This window comes from Enterococcus sp. (assembly GCF_022711995.1).
GTDB lineage: Bacteria > Bacillota > Bacilli > Lactobacillales > Enterococcaceae > Enterococcus_D.
Genome location: NZ_JALAHI010000123.1, coordinates 1 through 16,817, shown reverse-complemented (window position 1 = coordinate 16,817; position 16,817 = coordinate 1). Strand labels below are relative to the sequence as shown.

Genomic DNA, 16,817 nt, shown 5'->3' with positions numbered 1-16,817 from the left:
CAATCACCTTCCTAACCTAATATTAATTCCTGCACCTTCTTTGCAAATCCTGCATCTAGAATGCCCACCACCATTCGCGGTTTGCCAATGGCTGAACTGATCTCATCGGCAGAAAATGTATCTAGGAGCGGAATTTCATAATAAGAACTTTTGTCCTTTATTTTCTTTTGTGTATTTTTACCAGCATCACTAGCGACAAGAACGAGCGCTGCTCGCTGTTGGCGAATTTCTTTCAGCGTCATTTCTTCGCCAGTGATTAATTTCCCAGCACGCATGGCTAGTCCTAACATATTTAATGCTTTTTGTTTATTCATTTGCAAATAACTCTCTTCGGGCTTTTTGGTGCGTTACATAATCTAAGAGTTCTTGATAAAATTCATCTGATAGTTTCGTCTCTAAGACTCTATCCAAAATTCGTTTATCCCAGGCTAATTGCGCCTCCTCAGGTTCAATCGCAATATAGGCCCCACGCCCCGGCAACTTACCGGAGGGGTCGATGGCAACTGTACCTTCTTTTGAACGAGTAATACGCAACATTTCTTTTTTGGGGATCATCTCCCCCGAAACAACAGATTTTCGTAAAGGAATTTTTCGTTTTTTCATCGCGATCTCTCCTTGACTTATTTTTCGTCAAAATCCATGTTTTCGTAATCGTCAGCGGTCATGTCTGAAGCAATGATCATTTCGTCATGAGAATCTTGCTCGTCAACGATCGTTTCTTGGCTTTCAGTCACTTCGCCTTCATCGATATAGGCGCCTTCTTCTAACTTAGCATAAAATTCTTCCATGTCTGATTCTGACTTGATATCAATCTTAAAGCCAGTCAATTTTGCAGCTAAACGAGCGTTTTGTCCGCGTTTACCAATTGCCAGTGATAATTGATAGTCAGGTACCACCACTGTGCAGGCTTTGGGATTTTCCACGTCAAAAATTACGTCAGTTACTTCTGCAGGATTCAATGCATTGGCAATAAAGACTGCTGGATCGTCGTTCCATTCAACGATATCCATGTTTTCACCTTTTAATTCATTGACGATTGCTTGAACCCGTTGTCCTTTTGGTCCCACACAAGTTCCCACAGGATCGACATTGGCATCAAAGGAGCGGACCGCTACTTTCGAACGGTCACCAGCTTCTCTGGCAATACTAACGATCTCAACCGTTCCATCGTAAACTTCTGGAACTTCTTGTTCAAATAAACGGCGTAGTAAATCTGGATGACTGCGGCTGACAAAAACTTGTGGGCCTTTTGAGGTATTTTCTACTCGAGAAACAAACACTTTGATCCGATCGTGGGGTTGATAGAATTCATTCGGCATTTGATCTTGTTTTGATAAAACAGCTTCAATTTTCCCAAGATTGACATAGATATAGCGATTGTCTTGACGCTCAACGATCCCTTGCAAAATATCTTTTTCATAGGCGCTGAACTCGTTGTAGATGATTGTCCGTTCTGCCTCACGTACCCGTTGCAAAATGACTTGTTTCGCTGTTTGAGCAGCGATTCGACCAAAATCTTTTGGTGTTACTTCAAAACGGATCTTGTCGCCAATCTCGTAAGCAGGATTGATCGTCATGGCTTCTTTCAATGACACTTCTAATTGAGAATCCATTACTTCTTCGGTCACTTCTTTGACTGCATAGACGTGAATATTGCCTTTTCTTTGGTCAAATTCAACTTCTACATTCTGCGCTTGACCATAATGACGCTTGTAGGCTGACACTAATGCCGCTTCCAATGCATCAATGACGATCTCTTTTGAAATGCCTTTTTCTGCTTCCAATGCATCAAGTGCATTTAACATTTCTTTACTCATGATTCTTCCATTCCTCCGTGTTTAAAATTGGATTGCTAAACGAGCTTTGGCAATATTTTTCCGTTCGATCGTTAGTTCTTTTTCTCTTGTTTTGATTCGAATCTTAATGACTAGTTGTTCATCATCAAAGGATTGTAAAAAGCCTTCAAATTGCTTTTCACCCTCCACCGGCTGGTATAAAGAAAGATGGATGTATTCTCCTATCGCACGGTGATAGTCCTCTTCTTTTTTGAGGGGGCGTTCCGCACCAGGCGAGGATACCTCTAAGAAATAGGCTTGTGGGATCGGATCTGGATCGCAGGCATCCAACTTATCACTTAGTTGTTCACTGACATAGGCGCATTCTTCAATATCGATTCCACCTTCTTTATCAATAAAGACTCTTAGAAACCAGCTTTTTCCTTCCTTAACAAATTCTACCTCAACTAATTCAAAATTTTGCGCTTCCAGAATGGGGGTCACAATTGTTGTGACAGTTTCCACTACTGTACTCACACGACATCGCCTCCTTTAATTATCAACGAAACGAACTTCATTCCATTAAAAAGAGTGAGCGAAAAAACCGCTCACTCACTCTAAGTATCATTACTATCTAAATATAACACAGTTTACCAGCAAATTCAAGTAACCTAGCATTTTATGCCGTTTTCTGAAAACTTTTCATTATATTTTTTTAATTTTCTGCTAGAAAATACAAGAAATTTTCCATTTTTCCAATCAGTTTCGCTGTTTTTCAATACCTAAGCAAAAAGAGTAGTTAGGTTAGTGAAAAGTCGTGGTATCAAACCGTTTGGATCAAAATCCAGCGGCGCTTGCTGAGGAAACAGATGCCACATCCTATAGCCGTAGGCGCCACAAACAACGACAATCAATGCCAGCCAAAAGTAACGATTTCGATTGATCCGCTGTACGACGGGTTTTTTCCAAAAAATGACAAGCAATAACAGCGGCGGAATCAACCAGAAAAGCGGATGGAAATAAAACGCGCCTGCTAGATCCCCTTTAAAAAGATGCAAGTAAGCGCGGGTCATTCCACATCCAGGACACGGCATTCCTGTCAGCAGCTTAAAGAGACACATTAATAATCGGTCCAATCATCTGAACTTTGGGGAACTACAGGGCTATCAGCAACCTCCCACAAATGGTTCATGTCCGATTGCAAGATGGCCATGTTGATGATGTCCAAACCAAACAGCGATAAGACGACAAACAAGACTTTATTATCATTTACTCGAGGGAATTTCGCTTTGTCTTGTGCACTGATAAAAATATCAGCGATCCGGTACCACCAGTAAATTTGATACAATCCGCAAGTGACGATGGTCAGTAAGACGGACATTCCTGGAGAAAGGCGATAATCTTCACTGTATTCTGTCAGATCTTGGGTCGTTTGATACAACCAGAAGAATGAATAGATGCCGCAAGTGATAATTGTGAGTAAAATCACCATCAAGATGGATTTTTTCTTAGATTCATAATTGTTGTACATCATTTACTCCTTTTAAAAGAATGTATTTTTTTACTTTTCTTTCAATTATACACGAATCCGAAAAAGTAGAAAGTCCTTTTAAAGGAAATTTATTTCCGTAATACTGAAAAAAAAAGAATGTAACATAAGCTGATTCATAAGCCAACCATCCGAAGGACACTGGTCCTGTAAAAAGAGTGCACCAGTGGCTTCCTGTCGGATAGACAACTCCTTCCCTCACTGCCCTTCGGATAGTTTAGACTTATTTTAACTTATATTACAATCTTCTTTTTATGCGAGATTAAACGCGGCTATAGTTTTTCACTTCTGCTGCCATGGCATCCACAAAGAGATTCAATTCTTCGACATTGGTTTCTTTGCTGCCATAGCGGCGAATATTAACCGTTGCATCATTGACCTCTTGGTCGCCTACAACTAATTGATAAGGAATTTTTTGCATTTGCGATGCCCGAATCTTGTAGCCCATTTTTTCATTGCGATCATCTACTTCCACACGTAAACCTTGTGATTGAAGACGTTCTTTGATTTCATAAGCATAATCACTGTGAGCATCCACCGAAACTGGAATGATTGTTGCTTGGATCGGTGCCAACCAAGTTGGAAATGCGCCTTTGTACACTTCTGTTAAGTAGGCCACGAAACGTTCCATTGTAGACACGATGCCACGATGAATCACGACTGGGCGGTGTGTATTTTCGCCATCTTCTCCAACATAAGTTAGATCAAAACGTTCTGGCAATAAGAAATCTAATTGGATCGTAGAAAGCGTTTCTTCCATGCCCAAAGCAGTTTTTACTTGAACGTCTAGTTTTGGACCATAGAAAGCAGCTTCCCCTTCCGCTTCAAAATACTCTAAATTCAATTCATCCATGGCTGCTTTTAGCATGGTTTGAGCATTTTCCCACATCGCATCATCGTCAAAGTATTTATCTTTGTTTTCAGGATCGCGATAGCTCAAACGGAAGCGGTAATCTGTGACATTGAAATCTTTATAGACTTCCACCATCAAATCCAATGTCCGTTTGAATTCATCTTTGATTTGATCAGGACGGACAAATGTATGTCCATCATTTAATGTCATTTCCCGTACCCGTTGCAATCCAGAAAGTGCGCCGGATTTTTCGTAACGGTGCATCATACCCAATTCAGCAATTCGAATCGGCAATTCACGGTAAGAATGAATATCATTCTTGTAGACCATCATGTGATGAGGGCAATTCATCGGACGAAGAACGAGCATTTCGCCATCCCCCATGTCCATTGGTGGAAACATATCTTCATGATAATGATCCCAGTGACCAGAAGTTTTATAAAGATCAACATTGGCCATGATTGGTGTATAAACGTGTTGGTAGCCTAAGCTTACTTCTTTGTCCACGATGTAGCGCTCAATGGTCCGGCGAATCGTTGCGCCTTTTGGTAGCCAGAATGGTAACCCAGCACCTACTTCTGGAGAAAGCATAAATAGATCTAATTCTTTTCCTAGCTTGCGGTGATCCCGTTCTTTGGCTTCTTCCCGTAAGCGAATGAATTCTTTCAAATCTTTTTTGTCAAAGAATGCTGTGCCATAGACCCGTTGCATCATTTGATTGTTTGAATTTCCACGCCAGTAAGCTCCAGCCACAGATAAAAGTTTGAACACTTGAATCCGTCCTGTTGATGGCACGTGAGGCCCGCGGCATAAGTCAACAAATTCTCCTTGTTGATAAGCAGTGATGGTTTCATCTTCTGGTAATTCACTGATCAATTCTACTTTGTATGGGTCTTCAGCAAATAGTTCCAGAGCTTCTTTTTTCGATAACACACGACGTTCGATCGGCAGATTTTCTTTGACGATTTTCATCATTTCAGCTTCAATGGCTGGCAAATCTTCCGCAGTTACAGGGTTTTCCCCATTGTCTGTATCATAGTAAAATCCTGTATCAATGGCTGGTCCCACACCAAAATGAATGTTTGGATAAAGGCGACGCATCGCTTGAGCCATCAAGTGGGCTGCTGAATGACGAACCAATCCTAAAGCATCTTCATGATCTGGTGTGACGATCTCGATTTGTGCATCTTCTTCAATTCCACGGTCAAGATCAATCAACTGACCATTGATTTTTCCTGCCAATGCTTTTTTCGCTAAACTTTTAGAAATCCCTTCAGCGATTTCTTTTGTTGTGACGCCCACTGCAAATTCCTTTTTAGCCCCATCTGGGAATGTCATTGTCACTGTCATTTGTTTTCCCCCTACTAATTTATTTGACCAATGAATAAGCTTGAACCAAAAAAAGTCCTAGTATCGGCATGCGATACTAGGACGAAAATTTCGTGGTTCCACCTAATTTCAAATACAGCCATGCTGTATTTCTTTGACGGGATAACGGTACGACCGCCTTTGTTTCAACAAAGGTTTGAAAAAGTGGTCATCCATTGGTTTTCTTCCAGGAAATTTTCAGCCGAGATTTCCCTCTCTTATCGAAGACTCTCAAATTCTGGTGTCTTTTTCATCAATCAATTATGGCTTCATTTAACCACTATCTGCTTAAAAAAGCAAGTAAATTATTTCCAATCACCATTAACCGCGTACTGGCCTTTTTTCATCTCGTTAATAATAACATGAATGTGTTCTTTAGGCGCACCGGTATTTTTGTGGACAGCTTCTGTGATATCTTTCATCATATTGGTCAATTGTTCTTCTGAACGACCTTCTACTAGCTCTACATGAATAAATGGCATAATCTTCACCCCTTGACTAGTATACGCTTCTTAAACTAGCCCTGCAATGCTCTTTTAGAGATATTCGGCTACACGAAAGAGGATCAGAAAGTACTGTCTGGCTTCATAGTGTCGCGGTATTGCGTCTATTTACGATCTGATTAATTCTTTTCTCAGTCTCGCCAGGCTTTCGAACGCCATTGGTGAATGTAGTTTTTCACTTTTTCTGCCTCTTCTTCATGATAGGAAAACTGATGTTGCCGGCTTACCTTGCGTGCAATTTCGTCAAAATTTTCTGCCATACGCCACAGGGATTCGCCACAAGAAGCGATGGAAGAAAAATCAAGGGTAGTCAATCTTTGAAAGGCTTCTTCAGACAAATAAAGCGGGAGATCTTTGTGGTTTTTACCGGTACTGAAATGATAGCCCGCTTGATGAGCCAAATACCAATCGTATTGTCGAAGCAACTCCTGCCAGCAAATTTGATACAAATGATCGGTTGCATAGAGCAGTTGATTTCTGACGAGTCCTTTGACCACATAAGTCGCTACCCACCAAAATTCATTGCAGCTGTCATAAAATGCGGCTTCTGTCGGCGGTTCGATCCAATAAACAGAACCATCAGGAAAATCCATTCCTTCCAGAAGCTCTTTTGGATCATAAAGACGTTCAAGAAAAGGTTCTTCCTGAAGCAGATGGATCAATTCAAGCGGACAAAGCATTAAATCAATACGATTTCCGTCTTCAAAATGCATTAAAAAAGTAAACCGTCCACCTAAAGAGGGCTCGGACAGCACTGAAGTTTCCGGTGTCTGCATAATCATGAGTGGACCAAACTTTTTTAACCAGCTAGGTTCTGCAAGTAATTCTGGCAAATTGTCTACAATATAAACGATGTCGTAATCCTGAAAGCGATCGCGTTTTACTTGGGGATTTTGACGAGAACCAGAAATCGCGATCGCTTGAACCCCAATTTCTTGGCCTACTTGTAAAATTAGTGCGGTCATTTCCGCTTCATTTCGCATGATGATCCTCCCATTCGTAAATCATTTTCTTTCACTGGCATATTTAAATTTTAACATAGTTCACTTTTCCCCACGACATTTGCAAAGAATATGTGCTATAATTTTATGTCGCAATTTTTTTAAGGAGGATTCCTTGTGAACGAACGTCAAAAAGAACAACTGCATGTCGATGATACCATCGCATTGATTCGAAAAGAACAACTGGTCTTAGCACAGCAAAAAGCAGATTTAGCTACAAAAATGGAAGATCAATTAAAAGAGATCTCTGAAAAGAAGATTCGCGGAGGCGATAGCGAAGCCTTTTATGAGTCAGTGATTGAATACCAGCAACATGAACAAGAACTGCTGTTAAAATATCAGACAGCGGAGTCCCAAGAAAAACGGGTCAAAACATTAGAAACTATGGCCAGCAATCCTTATTTTGCCAGAATCGATTTTCAAGAAGAGCAAGAAAAAGAAACCCTTTATTTGGGGATCGCTTCTCTGCGAAATCAACAAGAAGATACCATTGTCATCGATTGGCGAGCACCTATCGCTAATTTGTATTACGAAGGCGAACTAGGCGAAACTTTTTATGAAACAGAAACTGATCGCTTTACCGTTGAATTGTTGTTGAAACGTCAATTCAAAATTCAAGAAGGTCAAATTTTGTCTATGGTAGATACTTCGGAGATCATCAACGATGAGTTCTTGTTAGAAATATTGGATGAAGCCTCTTCCTCACAAATGAAAAATATTGTCTCAACGATCCAAAAAGCTCAAAACCAAATTATTCGGGATACTACCAGCAAGTTTATTTTGATTGAAGGAATCGCCGGTAGTGGTAAAACCTCCGCGCTATTGCAACGGGTGGCGTTCTTACTTTATCGCAATCGCAAATGGCTGGATGAAGAGCAAGTCTTGCTGTTCTCCCCGAATCATTTGTTCTCTGACTATATTTCAATGGTCTTGCCTTCTCTCGGAGAAAGTGAAGTGCCAACACGTACGTTCCATCATTTCATCCAACGAGCTCTGCCCCATTTTCAAATTACAAAAGAAACACAGCAAGAAGAAACCTTCTTATCAGGAGCAGACGATCGCATTGAAAAAATCAAAAGTAGTCTAAAACTGGTCCAATTGATTCAACGCTACGTGCAGAAGATTTCTACGATTGGTCCACTGTTTCGTGATTTAAAGGTGCAAGGTGAGACCTATATCACGAAAGAACAGATTCGCCGGTGGTATCAGGAGACAAATCAAGAACTCCCCTTGTATCAGCGCAGTCAATTACTACAAACAAAGTTATTGAAAAAAATCGGCGGCTTGGAAAAAGATGAAGCAAAAAAAGACTGGGTCAAAGAAGCGACTGAAGAACAGTTGCAACAACATTTTGCAAAAGATCCTTACCAAGAATACACCGAAGAAAATGAGCGCCGGTTGCGGAAGCAAATCCGGCAACAGATCGTCAAGAAGAAATTCCGTTCATTGACTCGCGGCGTCAAACAATACCAATTTATCAATCAAACCAAGCAATATTTGCATTTTCTACAAGCAGTTCCTGAGTCACTGTTAACGAATCAAGCCATTCAGCCTGAAGAGTGGCAGCAACACATCCGCCTGTTGCGGGAAGGTTTGCGCCAACGTCAACTAACCCAAGAAGACGCAGTACTCTTCTTCTTGCTAATCAAACAGCTCTATCCGTTATATGTGGAAGAAAAAGCTCGATTTATCTTTATTGATGAAATGCAGGATTTCCCACCTGCGCAAGTGGCACTTTTACGTCAATTGTATCCGAAAGCAGGAATCACTTTATGTGGCGACTTGAACCAAAAGGTCTACGGGAACGAAACGATCGTCGGTTCATTAGAGGAATTGTTCCCGACTGACAGTGTGACTCGTTACCAGCTAAAAACCAGCTATCGGTCAACAAAAGAAATCACCGATTTTGCCAATCAATTTTTAACTGGCGCCGATCAAGTGGAATTGACCGCTCGCAAAGGGGATCTCCCTCAAGTGATCCAATCAAACGACGAAACAATCGGTTTGGACTACTTGCAGCAAGCACTGGCCAAATCACAGGCCCACTGGCGCACTGCCATCATCTGTAAGACAGCCGAAGACTGCCGAAATCTCTACGAGCAATTGTCTGAAGAAATGCAAGCACAAGTCCAGTTGATCACATCAGAAGAAGATTTTATGAAACGAAAAACGATGATCTTCCCTGCCTTTTTAGCTAAGGGACTGGAATTTGATCAAGTGTTCTTATGGACTTATGGCACGTCTTTTGTCACAGAACAAGATCAATTGATTTTCTATACGATGGCAACTCGTGCGATGCACCAGTTGGTTGTTTTACAAAACAACAAGAACCAACTGATAGAGAAAGCCGATCCAGCAAGCTATTCACTGCAGTTACTTTAAAAGAGCAAAAAAACGAGAGTGCCGGATTATCCGTAAACTCTCGTTTTTTTGTGCTCCCTGTTTATTCCGATCCTAAAGCATCTTTTCTTTTAGATCATGGATCGATCGCATTGGTTTAAAATGCTTCTCTTTGTACTTTGATTGGCTCAGCCTTTTAGTTCTCCAATAAACAATCTCGTTTCTGGATATTTCATCGCGACAATCGTTAAAATCATCTGAAGTTCTGATACATTTTCTTCATTGTCAGGGTCAAAGATTTTACTGTGTTTCCCGATACTGCCATTATCGATCAAACGATAGATGCGATTCCATTCCATAAATTGGTCCACATCTGTAAAATGACTCAAAGGAAAACCAGCGCCATCTAAAATTTCGGTTAAACGAAACGCAATATACGAACTGTCGATGACATATTCCTTTTCTGGATCAATTTGGCTGCTTTTTTGAAAATCAATGATTGCTTTTTCGGGACGATGAAGCAACAGCCACTCTAAAAGCAGGAAAAAGCCTTCCATCCGATAATGATCCAAAAACAAACGCTGAGATGCCTCTGATACCCTAAACACCAAAGGGATCAAGAAATGGCGTTTATAAATCAGTAATGGCGCCCGATCGACGGTGACATTCAAATAACGATTCAAATAGGTTGCTCCGCGAAACCCACCTAAACGATATCCTTCTACACCATATTTTTTGTATTTGCGGCACAGTGCAGAACAATCAGAAACTGACACAGATACTTCAGCTAATTTGTCGTAGCCGCTTAAAATCCGATCAAAAGGTTCTAAAACGATTTTTTCTTCCAACTCTGCCGCTCCTTTCCAACTCGTTATGTTTATCAAATAAATAGTAACACAAAAAAAGCGAATAAACCAAGAGAAATACCCCTCTGTTTTTCGCTAAAATGACAGATAAATCCATAAAACACCCTTGAAAGCTACTGGACCGACCTCCAGAAGTTAGATTTTGCGTCTAACTTTTTCGAGTCGGCACGAGTAAAACGTTCAAGGGTGCTTTTATACTTACTCTTCTTCGCTGTCTGCTACGTTATGATAAACGCTTTGAACATCTTCCAAATCTTCTAGTGCATCGATCATTTTTTCAAATTTCTCAAGATCGTCACCTGTCAAAGTCACTTCGTTTTGAGGGATCATTTACATTTCAGCAATTGAAAACTCCGTGATACCTTTTTCTTTCAATGCTTCTTGGATTACATGGAAATCACCAGGTTCTCCATGGACGATGATTTGTCCGTCTTCTTCCAGCACATCGCGCACATCAATGTCTTTTTCCATCAAATATTCTAAGATCTCGTCTGCATCCGTGCCGGAAAAACCAAATAATGCCGTATTATCAAACATGTAAGCAACTGCTCCAGAAACACCCATGTTCCCGCCGTTTTTACCAAAAGCAGCTCGTACATCTGCTGCTGTCCGGTTAACATTATTCGTCAATGTATCTACGATGACCATTGAACCATTTGGGCCGAAGCCTTCATAGCGCAATTCGGAGTATTGTTCATCCCCTGAACCTTTTGCCTTTTCAATTGCCCGGTCAATGATATGTTTTGGCACATTGTATGTTTTTGCACGTTCAATAACAAAGCGCAATTTTTGGTTCGCATGAGGATCAGGATCACCTGATTTTGCTGCCGCGTAGATTTCGATTCCAAATTTTGCATAAACTCGGCTATTATTTGCATCTTTAGCAGTTTTCTTTGCTACGATATTTGCCCATTTACGACCCATAATTTCACTTCGCTTTCTTTATAATCAAAATTCCTTAATCATTATACTTGTGATTTCCTGTTCTGTGAAGTAATTTCAGTTTAATTCTTTAGAAAAATAGGTGAACGACCAAAATTTTGTTCCGCAATCTTTGGTGATGCCAACTGATAAATTTGGTCTACCCGTAAAGAATAACCGAAACGCTCACTTTCCTTTTTACCAAATTTAGAAATAAGCGGCAACGGGGAAGCCTTTTTGACTTGCTTTAAATAGCTTTGCCCTGCTGGTGTAAAACCTAAAATACGAATCCCCGTGTCCTTTTGCGCTTGATGGACTTCTTCGCTGGTTGCTTGAAACAATAGATAACACATCAGTCGCTGTAGTCTAGCTCTAGTATACCGTTTTGTTTTCAGTAAAGCCATAAAATCCGCAAAAGAGGAAGCGTGTAAACAATCTTTGATCCGATATTCTAATCCTTCTGTCACTTGATAGCGGGTTTTCAACTGTTCAAAAGGTGTAGCGATAAGCTGATACTGCAACAATGGCCAAAAAGTTTCCCAGTCAACCCATGGTCCTAGCAGATTCTTTCCCACGCTTTGAGGCACATATGCTTGTATTTCTTGCCCGCTCTTCACAGCTTGGCGAATAGCCGTTGCACTAGCAATCTCCCCGTGAGGCAATTCCTGCGAGTGATAAGCTGCTTGTTTGCGGGGAATGGGAAAAAGTTTCATCGGCGTTGGATATTGCAGATTTTCCCAGGCATAGCGCATGCCTAAAATATGATTGGGTAAACGCGCTTCGGTCAAAAATTCCGGATATACAGCAGCAAAAGCCCTATGCATTTTTTGCGTATAGGTCTGGTTCTCAGAAGTATTTTCTTGAAAAAGCTGATCGATCAATTCCTGATTGTTTTCTTCAAACCGGGCAAATGCTTCGTAATCAAATGGTTCGGGGGCGTCTGTTCCAAAACACAAAGAGGAACAACCTAAGGAGTGAAGGATCTTGATTGCTCCTTTAGCAAAAAAATCTGCCGATTGAACGGACCAAGCCGGCGGCAATTCCACCACTAAATCCACACCATTTTCAAGCGCCCCCCGAGCACGCTGCCATTTATCAATGATTGCTGGCTCTCCTCGTTGCAGAAAATTGCCACTCATTACTGCCACCACTACCTCTGCACCAGATTTTTTTCTGGCTTCTTGGGCATGAAATTTATGGCCGTTATGAAAAGGATTATATTCTACCACAATCCCGCAAGCCTTCATATCTCCCATTCCTTTCTGTCGTCGGCACAAAAGATCTACGTGCTTCTTAATCTAAAAAAACCGCAAACAATCAACGCTTGCGGCAGACAAAGAACCAACGACGGCTCTTTTCATTTGGCGGACTATCAATAAAGTCTGCATACATTTCGATTTCGGAAAAACCAGCATTTTCGAGCATTCGTTGATAACTTTCCAATGAATACGTGCGTTCCTGATGTAATTCATCGATGCGTTGAAAGGTGCCATCCTCATTTTGCACAAAAAAAGTTAGGAAATGTTCGATGCTGTGGGGAGCTTCGCCTTGATAACTTTCCCACAAAAAGGCAAACTCATCTGTTTGGTAATGGTAATTGTAGTCAGGAAAGACTTCATCGATCTGATAAGTAGAATGCACATCAAACATAAAGACTCCATCATCGCACAAGCTATTGTAGACACCATCGAAAACCTGTTGAACACTCTGCTCATCTTCCATATAACAAATCGAATCAGAGTAACAAGTAATTGCTTCGTAGGTACCCACATCCGTCAAATCAAGCATGTCTCCTTCAACAAATTGAATCGAGGCTTCTTCTTGTTCTGCTCGCTGACTGGCGATCATCAGCATTTCTTCTGACAGATCCAATCCAGTAACAGTAAAACCGGCTTTAGCGAATTCGACAGCTAATGCCCCCGTTCCGCAGGCTAGTTCCATGATATGTTTTTTTTCGCCTAAATGACGGCAAGAAAAATCCAGCCACTTTTGATAGAGACTGGAATCCATTACTTCGTCATAGACGAAAGCAAATGTTTCGTAGGCCATGATTACGCCACGACCCATTCATTCAGGTCAACAAGCGGTGCATCTGACCATAATTTTTCTAAATTGTAGAAGGCACGTTCTGAAGCGTTGAACACATGAACGATGACATCTCCAAGGTCGATCAAGACCCATTTTCCGCCATCTTTTCCTTCAACACGGCGAACCTCCACTTGGTTTTCTTCTTCTTTGTCAAGAACCTCATCGATGATGGCATTGATTTGTCTTTCGCTGTTCCCTGAACAAATCACAAAGTAATCCGCCAACAATGAAATCTCCCGGACATCTAATGCCATAATGTCTTCGGCATGTTTTGAATCTGCTGCTTTCACAGCAATTTCTAAAATTCTCTGGCTATCTATGGTAATTCCCTCCTAATGGTTTGCGACCCAATGATTGTATGTTTCAATCGTCTTTGGATAAATTGGTGCTTCCTTTTCAATCAAATAAAGCAATGTATGTTTCGTTTCATAAGCTACTGCAGCGTCAAGATCAATCATAGCTAATTCACGGGCTTCTTTCACACCGGGAAATGACCGGCCAGGTTCGATATAATCGGCAACGTAAATGATCTTATCCAACAAACTCATTTCTGCAGCACCAGTCGTATGGACACGGATGGCTTGCAGGATTTCTTCGTCATCGATGCCTAACTCTCGCTGAACAAAATCGGCTCCCACAATACCATGCCAGATGGCATTACTCCAGTTGAGTAAATCCAAATCAAAACCGTCCCGCCGGATGACAAGCTGAAATTCTTCGTCAGGCCGTTCTTTGGCATAATCGTGTGTCAACGCAGCAATACTGGCTTTTTCCGGAGAAGCGCCGTATTTTTTTGCTAAAGCAACGGCGGTTTTTTCCACCCCAAGTACATGCTGAAATCGTTTTTGACTCATGTGCATTTGGACTTCCTGCATCAATAATTCTCTTTCAGCAGACGTATACTGTTGGCTATTCATCCAGATACAGCCCCTTTTCTTGAATATAGTGTAACACATTTTCTGGCAATAAGTAGCGGATCGAACATCCTTGTTGCACTTTTTTACGAATTATTGTAGAACTGATATCCATCAAAGGCACATCGATCCAAATGATCGGATAGGGTGTTTCAACGGGATAATTAGGACGGCGAACCCCAACGAAGGTCACCAACTCCATCAATTCATCAATCCGATGCCATTTTGGCAAGTATTGAACCATGTCCCCACCAATAATAAAGTAGTAACTTGTATCTGGGTTCTTTTCGGTCAATTCTTTCATCGTATCAAAGGTATAACTTTTGCCCTTGCGATTCAGCTCAATGTCTTCAATCGCAAAGCGAGGATTATCCGCAATCGCTAACTCTAACATTGCCAGACGATGAGCAGCTGGAATCGTCTTTTTTTCATCGACATGCGGCGGAAGGTACTCAGGCATAAAATAGACTTTATCCAAGCCCAAAGCTTGCCCAACTTCTTCACCCATGATCAAGTGTGTGTAGTGGACGGGGTTAAAATTTCCACCCAATATTCCCACTTGTTTTTTAGGCGCTTGATAAGCCGCTTCTGTTGTATATAAGGTCTGAACCTTGCCAAACGAATTTCCTTGCATGTCAAATCACTCCTATAATGAACGTACTTTTACAGAGATTTTTTGATATTTTTCTTTTCTAGATGGCTTGAATAATACGATGACCCGTCCAATGATTTGGACCACCTCACATTGGATGGCATCACTGATTGCCGCAGCTGCATCATCCGCCACTTCATCGGTGTTTTGTAATAAAGATACTTTGATCAATTCTCGTTTTTCTAATGCTTCTTCAATCTGATTGATCATGGCGTCGTTCAATCCGCCTTTACCAATCTGAAAAATCGGTGTTAAATGATGCGCTTCACTGCGTAAGAAACGCTTTTGCTTTCCTCTTAATTCCATGTTCTGCCTTCTTCCTTTAAATTAATGCTTTCCGTTTGATCACATCGACACCTTTCGGCGCCCAACCTGCAACCACCACTGGTTTTGTGACTGTGATCCAGCCTAAACCGGCAAAAACGATATCTGTTTTTTCTTTGATCGAAAACTCAAAGCGAACCAATTCCGGAAAATCAGCTAACTCATCAGGACGAGGTGGTTGTAAAAGACCACCGACATGTTTTTGATAAAAGTCATCCGCTTTTTCTAGTTTCGTGCGGTGCAACATCACATCATTCGCGACATAAGCAACGAATGAGCTGCGTTCTCCTTGAATAAAGTCAAAGCGTGCCAGGCCGCCAAAAAAGAGCGTTTGTCCGGCATTCAACTGATAGATTTTGGGTTTGATCTCTTTCGTTGGTGCAACGATTTTTAAATCTTTTTTTCCAAGGTAGTGGGCCATCTGATGGCGATGGATGATTCCAGGGGTATCAATCAAGAAGTGCCCATCGTCAAGAGGAATCTCAATCTTATCTAATGTAGTCCCTGGGAAACGAGAGGTGGTAATCAATTCTTGAACTCCCGCCGTCTGCTTAATGATTTGATTGATCAAGGTTGATTTACCGACATTGGTAACCCCCACAACATAGACATCCCGTCCTTCACGGTAATGGTCGATGGCTTCCAATAATTCTGTCATTTCGGCAGCTTTTTTTGCACTGGTCAGTAAAACATCGACGGGGCGCAAACCGGCTTCGTGGGCCCGTTCTCTCATCCATTGCGTCATTTTTGATTTCTTCAATGATTTTGGCAAGATATCCACTTTGTTTCCAACCATTAACACCGGGTTGTCTCCCACAAAACGATGAAGGCCAGGAATCAGCGATCCGTTGAAGTCAAAAATATCGACTACATTCACAATCAATGCATCTTTTTGACCAAGCTCGTTCAATAAACGCAGAAAATCATCGTCTGTCAGCGAGACATCCTGGATGTCATTGTAATGGCGCAAGCGGAAACAGCGTTGACAATAGACTTCCCCGGATTCAAGTCCTTTTTCTAATGCAGAGAGTGGTGTATAACCGATCTCTGTTGAATTTTCTGTCTGGATCAGCGCGCCACAGCCAATACAATGAATCATTTCTTCGTTCATTATCAAATTCCACCTCGCCATTTCATTTCTGGATTATGTTTTAATAAATACTTCATAATTCTTCGCTCCAGCAAACGATTGAATTGTGTCTTCCATGAATCCGTATTGATGATTGGCTTCACTAAGATACTGCGGACACCGGCGCGATTTGCTCCCTGAATATCCGTCATGATTTGATCCCCGATCATCACAACATCGTCTTTAGTTAATCCCAATTGACGATACCCTTGCTTGATTCCCCGAGAAAAAGGCTTCAACGCCCGATGGACATATTGCAACCCAAAGGGAGCAACTGCCCGAGCCACTCGTTCACTGTTATTGTTTGAAACCACGATCACTGGGATCCCGGCATTCTTCATTTCCAGCAACCAGTTTTTTAGCTCTTCACTACCATCAGGATCATTCCAAGCAATCAACGTATTATCAAGATCAGTTAGAACCGCTTTGATGCCTTGCTGTTTAAGCTGGTGTGGGGTGATCTGGTAGATGGCATCGACCATCCAAGTTGGTTTAAATTTTGAAAACATAGATTCTCCTTGATTATTATTATTC

Annotated in this window: 19 protein-coding genes and 1 pseudogene; 1 reads left to right on the top strand and 19 read right to left on the bottom strand. The window is 41.4% G+C overall.

Annotated features, from left to right (window positions below; translation table 11 throughout):
* Positions 1–11 precede the first annotated feature (11 nt).
* The 9 genes from Q0A12_RS12420 to Q0A12_RS12380 all read right to left on the bottom strand — a co-directional run bounded on the left by Q0A12_RS12420 (position 12) and on the right by Q0A12_RS12380 (position 7,031).
* Entirely contained in the window at positions 12–314 is a 303-nt protein-coding gene (locus Q0A12_RS12420; protein WP_005471295.1) for a YlxQ-related RNA-binding protein, read from the bottom strand.
* Positions 307–603: a YlxR family protein gene (locus tag Q0A12_RS12415; RefSeq protein ID WP_291292963.1), complete on the bottom strand. Its 297-nt coding sequence runs from the start codon at positions 601–603 to the stop codon at positions 307–309. The genes Q0A12_RS12420 and Q0A12_RS12415 overlap by 8 nt, the downstream gene beginning before the upstream one ends.
* 17 nt (positions 604–620) lie before the next feature.
* Positions 621–1,817: a transcription termination factor NusA gene (nusA, locus tag Q0A12_RS12410; protein WP_291292962.1), complete on the bottom strand. Its 1,197-nt coding sequence runs from the start codon at positions 1,815–1,817 to the stop codon at positions 621–623.
* A 21-nt stretch (positions 1,818–1,838) separates the two neighbouring features.
* Positions 1,839–2,312, bottom strand: a complete 474-nt coding sequence (gene rimP / locus Q0A12_RS12405; RefSeq protein WP_291292961.1) for a ribosome maturation factor RimP — start codon at positions 2,310–2,312, stop codon at positions 1,839–1,841.
* A 245-nt stretch (positions 2,313–2,557) separates the two neighbouring features.
* Positions 2,558–2,911: a DUF2752 domain-containing protein gene (locus tag Q0A12_RS12400; RefSeq protein ID WP_291292960.1), complete on the bottom strand. Its 354-nt coding sequence runs from the start codon at positions 2,909–2,911 to the stop codon at positions 2,558–2,560.
* On the bottom strand, positions 2,896–3,306 hold the full coding sequence (locus Q0A12_RS12395) for a DUF4234 domain-containing protein (RefSeq protein ID WP_291292959.1): 411 nt from the start codon (positions 3,304–3,306) through the stop codon (positions 2,896–2,898). Before Q0A12_RS12395 ends, Q0A12_RS12400 begins: the two co-directional genes overlap by 16 nt.
* 280 nt (positions 3,307–3,586) lie before the next feature.
* Positions 3,587–5,527: a threonine--tRNA ligase gene (gene thrS / locus Q0A12_RS12390; protein WP_291292958.1), complete on the bottom strand. Its 1,941-nt coding sequence runs from the start codon at positions 5,525–5,527 to the stop codon at positions 3,587–3,589.
* A 323-nt stretch (positions 5,528–5,850) separates the two neighbouring features.
* Positions 5,851–6,027 (bottom strand): 2-hydroxymuconate tautomerase, encoded by a 177-nt coding sequence (locus tag Q0A12_RS12385; protein ID WP_291292957.1) that lies wholly within the window; start codon positions 6,025–6,027, stop codon positions 5,851–5,853.
* A gap of 152 nt (positions 6,028–6,179) precedes the next feature.
* Positions 6,180–7,031, bottom strand: coding sequence for an aminoglycoside 6-adenylyltransferase (locus Q0A12_RS12380; protein ID WP_291292956.1), 852 nt, complete (start codon positions 7,029–7,031; stop codon positions 6,180–6,182).
* A gap of 135 nt (positions 7,032–7,166) precedes the next feature.
* On the opposite strand from Q0A12_RS12380, the gene helD reads away from it, so the two are divergent.
* On the top strand, positions 7,167–9,431 hold the full coding sequence (helD, locus tag Q0A12_RS12375) for an RNA polymerase recycling motor HelD (RefSeq protein WP_291292955.1): 2,265 nt from the start codon (positions 7,167–7,169) through the stop codon (positions 9,429–9,431).
* Between the two features lie 146 nt (positions 9,432–9,577).
* On the opposite strand, the gene Q0A12_RS12370 is transcribed toward helD, so the two are convergent.
* The 10 genes and pseudogenes from Q0A12_RS12370 to Q0A12_RS12325 form a co-directional block, all read right to left on the bottom strand.
* Positions 9,578–10,237, bottom strand: a complete 660-nt coding sequence (locus tag Q0A12_RS12370) for a hypothetical protein (protein ID WP_291292954.1) — start codon at positions 10,235–10,237, stop codon at positions 9,578–9,580.
* A gap of 216 nt (positions 10,238–10,453) precedes the next feature.
* Positions 10,454–11,179, bottom strand: a pseudogene (locus tag Q0A12_RS12365) (YebC/PmpR family DNA-binding transcriptional regulator).
* Between the two features lie 80 nt (positions 11,180–11,259).
* Positions 11,260–12,423 (bottom strand): nucleotidyltransferase, encoded by a 1,164-nt coding sequence (locus Q0A12_RS12360; RefSeq protein WP_291292953.1) that lies wholly within the window; start codon positions 12,421–12,423, stop codon positions 11,260–11,262.
* A 70-nt stretch (positions 12,424–12,493) separates the two neighbouring features.
* Positions 12,494–13,225 carry a class I SAM-dependent methyltransferase gene (locus tag Q0A12_RS12355; RefSeq protein ID WP_291292952.1) on the bottom strand — a complete coding sequence of 244 codons (732 nt, stop codon included), beginning with the start codon at positions 13,223–13,225 and terminating at the stop codon, positions 12,494–12,496.
* Positions 13,226–13,227: 2 nt separating this feature from the next.
* Positions 13,228–13,569 (bottom strand): ribosome silencing factor, encoded by a 342-nt coding sequence (gene rsfS, locus Q0A12_RS12350; RefSeq protein ID WP_071870132.1) that lies wholly within the window; start codon positions 13,567–13,569, stop codon positions 13,228–13,230.
* Positions 13,570–13,596: 27 nt separating this feature from the next.
* A complete protein-coding gene (yqeK, locus tag Q0A12_RS12345) occupies positions 13,597–14,181 on the bottom strand; it encodes a bis(5'-nucleosyl)-tetraphosphatase (symmetrical) YqeK (protein ID WP_291292951.1) in 585 nt (194 codons plus the stop codon).
* On the bottom strand, positions 14,174–14,812 hold the full coding sequence (locus Q0A12_RS12340) for a nicotinate-nucleotide adenylyltransferase (RefSeq protein WP_291292950.1): 639 nt from the start codon (positions 14,810–14,812) through the stop codon (positions 14,174–14,176). The genes yqeK and Q0A12_RS12340 overlap by 8 nt, the downstream gene beginning before the upstream one ends.
* Positions 14,813–14,824: 12 nt before the next feature.
* A complete protein-coding gene (gene yhbY / locus Q0A12_RS12335; RefSeq protein WP_291292949.1) occupies positions 14,825–15,136 on the bottom strand; it encodes a ribosome assembly RNA-binding protein YhbY in 312 nt (103 codons plus the stop codon).
* A 16-nt stretch (positions 15,137–15,152) separates the two neighbouring features.
* Positions 15,153–16,265: a ribosome biogenesis GTPase YqeH gene (gene yqeH / locus Q0A12_RS12330; RefSeq protein ID WP_291292948.1), complete on the bottom strand. Its 1,113-nt coding sequence runs from the start codon at positions 16,263–16,265 to the stop codon at positions 15,153–15,155.
* A 2-nt stretch (positions 16,266–16,267) separates the two neighbouring features.
* Positions 16,268–16,792 (bottom strand): YqeG family HAD IIIA-type phosphatase, encoded by a 525-nt coding sequence (locus tag Q0A12_RS12325; protein ID WP_291292975.1) that lies wholly within the window; start codon positions 16,790–16,792, stop codon positions 16,268–16,270.
* Positions 16,793–16,817: the final 25 nt, after the last annotated feature.